This window comes from Komagataeibacter kakiaceti JCM 25156 (assembly GCF_000613305.1).
Genome location: NZ_BAIO01000237.1, coordinates 1 through 3,563, shown reverse-complemented (window position 1 = coordinate 3,563; position 3,563 = coordinate 1). Strand labels below are relative to the sequence as shown.

General features: G+C 67.2%; 3 protein-coding genes. All 3 read right to left on the bottom strand.

Features of this window, described 5'->3' with window-relative positions; all coding sequences use genetic code 11:
* A partial coding sequence (locus JCM25156_RS23755; RefSeq protein WP_084296505.1) for an EipB family protein occupies nucleotides 1-871 on the bottom strand: 871 nt, incomplete at its 3' end.
* A gap of 4 nt (nucleotides 872-875) precedes the next feature.
* Nucleotides 876-2,672, bottom strand: coding sequence for an aspartate--tRNA ligase (gene aspS, locus JCM25156_RS11395; protein ID WP_025813176.1), 1,797 nt, complete (start codon nucleotides 2,670-2,672; stop codon nucleotides 876-878).
* Between the two features lie 131 nt (nucleotides 2,673-2,803).
* The coding region (gene mtnA / locus JCM25156_RS11390; protein ID WP_025813175.1) for an S-methyl-5-thioribose-1-phosphate isomerase at nucleotides 2,804-3,563 on the bottom strand (760 nt) is incomplete at its 5' end.

Below are 3,563 nucleotides of genomic sequence, written 5' to 3'. Positions count from 1 at the left end.
GCTGACGGCCCCCCGCCCGGCCGGAGCACCCGTGCCAGGGCAGTGATCGGGCACGGGAAGCGGCCTGAACTCCCGCAGTTCCGGCCATACGGAACGGACCGAAATCCAGTTCCACCCTGTCGGCCACGCCATTGGCGAAATAGCGCATGCCCGTCTCGAACATCGGGGCCATGTCGCGCGTGGCGGTATTGTAATAGGCCACATGCGCGCGCACGGCCGCAAGCGGGGCCAGCGCCGTAAAGGACGTGGCGACAGGCGGCGCCTGCCGGCCAAGCAGCAGCACATAGGTGCCCAGCGCGCCGGAATCCACCGTGCCATCAAACAGATTGGGGGAAATCTGCCCCCTGCCCGCCAGCCCGGCCTGAATGATGGCGGCGGTATGCGCAACGGGAAACAGGGTGTTGGCCGGTAGCGCCACGTCATGCGCCACGGGGGCGGTATAATGCACCCGGCCGCCCGCGGGCCCCATCCGCGCTTCCCCCGCGATACGGGGGGCGGGGCTGCCGTTTTCCGTCTGGTCGGCGCGGAAAATCAGGGATGAGCCGTCCTTTTCCTCCAGCACGGCATAATCCGAATCGCTGACCGCTTCCGCCCCGCCGCGCCCGGTGGTGCGCAGGTGCAACTGCTGCTGCGTTGACCATGCCGAACACATGTCGGACAGGACGAAGGTCAGTTTCCCCTCCGCCGTGACCACCTCGCCGCCGCTTACGGCGGAAAGCGCCAGGTCATACACCGCCCGGTGGGCCAGCATGGCGGGCGGCGCGGCCATGGCGCTTCCCCGCCACAGGGCCGCGATCATGACCGCCGCGAGCATGCCCGCCGGGTCATATCGGCCACGGCGTGGCACGAACCGACAGCCCGCCGTGGCCATGTGCTCAGCCCTTCGCCTGACCGGGCTTGGGGCGCGGCAGGTCAAGGGCGAGGGAGAGTTCCTTGAGGCGCTGCGGCTCGACCGGGGCGGGCGCGCCCATCATCAGGTCCTGGCCCTGCTGGTTGAGCGGGAACAGGATCACCTCACGGATGTTCGGCTCATCGGCCAGCAGCATCACGATGCGATCCACGCCCGGCGCGGACCCGCCATGCGGCGGCGCGCCGTAACGGAAGGCGTTGAGCATGCCGCCGAAGCGGGCCTCGACCTCACTGGCCGGATAGCCCGCGATCTCGAAGGCGCGGATCATCACATCGGGCTGGTGGTTACGGATCGCGCCCGAGGACAGTTCGATGCCGTTACACACGATGTCGTACTGATACGCCTTGATGGTCAGCGGATCCTGTGTCTGGAGCGCTTCCATCCCCCCCTGCGGCATGGAGAAGGGGTTGTGGGAGAAGTCGATCTGCCCCGTTTCCTCGTTGCGCTCGTACATCGGGAAATCCGTGATCCAGCAGAAGCGGAAGGCGTTGTGTTCGATCAGGTCAAGCTCGGTCGCGACGCGCGTGCGCACGCTGCCGGAGAAGCGGACCATCTCGTCCCCCTTGCCCGCGACGAAGAACACGGCATCGCCCGCCTTCAGCCCGGTTCTGGCGCGGATGGTCTCGATCCGGTCGGCCTCGAGGTTCTTGGCGATCGGCCCCTTGCCGCCATCTTCCGCGAAGATGATGTAGCCCAGCCCACCGGCGCCGGATTCGCGCGCCCAGTTATTGAGCTTGTCAAAGAACGCGCGGGGGCGGTCACCGGCACCCGGCGCGGGGATGGCGCGGATCTGGCCGCCATCGGCCGCGATGCGGGCGAACAGGCCAAAGCCGGACCCGGCAAAGGCTTCGGTCACATCGGAAATCTGGAGCGGGTTGCGCAGGTCGGGCTTGTCGCTGCCATAGACTTCCATGGCCGTGGCGTAGGGAATGCGCGCGAACGGGGCCTGGCTGACAATGCGGCCGCCGCCGAATTCCCTGAACACGCCTTCCATCACCGGCTCAAGGGTCGCGAACACGTCTTCCTGTGTCGCGAACGCCATCTCGAAATCAAGCTGGTAGAACTCACCGGGCGAACGGTCGGCGCGAGCCGCTTCATCACGGAAGCACGGCGCGATCTGGAAATAGCGGTCGAACCCGGCCACCATGGCCAGCTGCTTGAACTGCTGCGGGGCCTGCGGCAGCGCGTAGAACTTGCCCGGATGCATGCGCGCGGGCACCAGGAAGTCACGCGCCCCCTCGGGTGAGGACGCGGTCAGGATCGGGGTCTGGAACTCCACAAAGCCAAGATCCGTCATCCGCCTGCGCAGGCTCGCGATCACCTGCGCGCGCAGCATGATGTTGCGATGCACCTTCTCACGCCGCAGGTCGATGTAGCGGTAGGTCAGGCGCAGATCCTCAGGGTAGTGTTCGTTGCCCGCCACCTGCAGCGGCAGCACGTCGGCGCTGGACTGCACCTCGATTTCGCGCGCGCGCAGTTCGATCTCACCCGTGGGCAGGTTGGGGTTCGCGGTCGCGCCGTCACGCAGCACGACTTCGCCGGTCACCGTCAGCACGCTTTCCACCCGCACCCGCTCGGCCGTTTCCAGCACGGGGGAACCGGCCGGGATCACGATCTGCGTCATGCCGAAATGATCGCGCAGGTCAATGAACAGCAGGCCGCCATGATCGCGCTTGCTGTGTACCCACCCCGAAAGGCGGGCCGTCTGCCCGGCGTCGGCAGCCCGCAGGGCCGCACAGCTATGGGTACGATAGGGATGCATGCTCTTGTCCTGATTCTACCAGATTCCGGGGGGCGCGGCCTGTTGGTACGCGCCCGGTTGCTGGCGCGACAAAGCCAATCCTGCCCCCACCTGTCAAGGTTATAGGTAACTGCCCGCCCCGCGTGGGCGGGTCAGACGTATTCGGGGAACAGGTCGCACAGGCCATCCGCCGTGGCGGGGCAGCGGCCACGTTCGGTAATCAGCCCCGTGACCAGTCGCGCAGGCGTGACATCGAAGGCCGGGTTGGCCGCGCCGCTGCCATCGGGCACGAGCTGGACGGTGGTGGGCACACCGGCTTCGTTACGCCCCTGTATGTGCGTGACCTCGCGGCCCTGACGTTCCTCGATCGGGATTTCGCGCACGCCGTCGCTTATGGTCCAGTCAATGGTGGTCGAAGGCAGCGCCACCCAGAAGGGCACGCCATTGTCCCGCGCCGCCAGCGCCTTGAGATAGGTGCCGATCTTGTTGGCCACATCGCCCGTGCGGGTCACGCGGTCGGTGCCGACAATGACCATATCCACCATGCCGTGCTGCATCAGGTGGCCACCGGCGTTGTCGGCAATGACGGTATGCTTCACCCCATGGCGGCCAAGCTCCCACGCCGTAAGCGATGCGCCCTGGTTGCGCGGGCGCGTCTCGTCCACCCAGACATGCACGTCGATGCCCCGGTCATGCGCCATGTAGATGGGAGCCAGCGCCGTGCCCCAGTCCACCGTCGCGATCCAGCCCGCGTTGCAGTGCGTCAGGATATTGACCGGGCCGGGGCGCAGGCTGGCCACCTGTTCGATCAGTTCCAGCCCCTGCCGGCCGATGGCCTCGTTCTGGATCACGTCCTCATCGCAGATGCGCCCGGCCTCGTCGTACGCCGCCGCCACGCGCCCGTCGGGCGCG

Bases quoted from the DNA above. Each gene is read 5' to 3' on its own strand.
- aspS (WP_025813176.1), bottom strand. From the start codon at position 2,672: ATGCATCCCTATCGTACCCATAGCTGTGCGGCCCTGCGGGCTGCCGAC.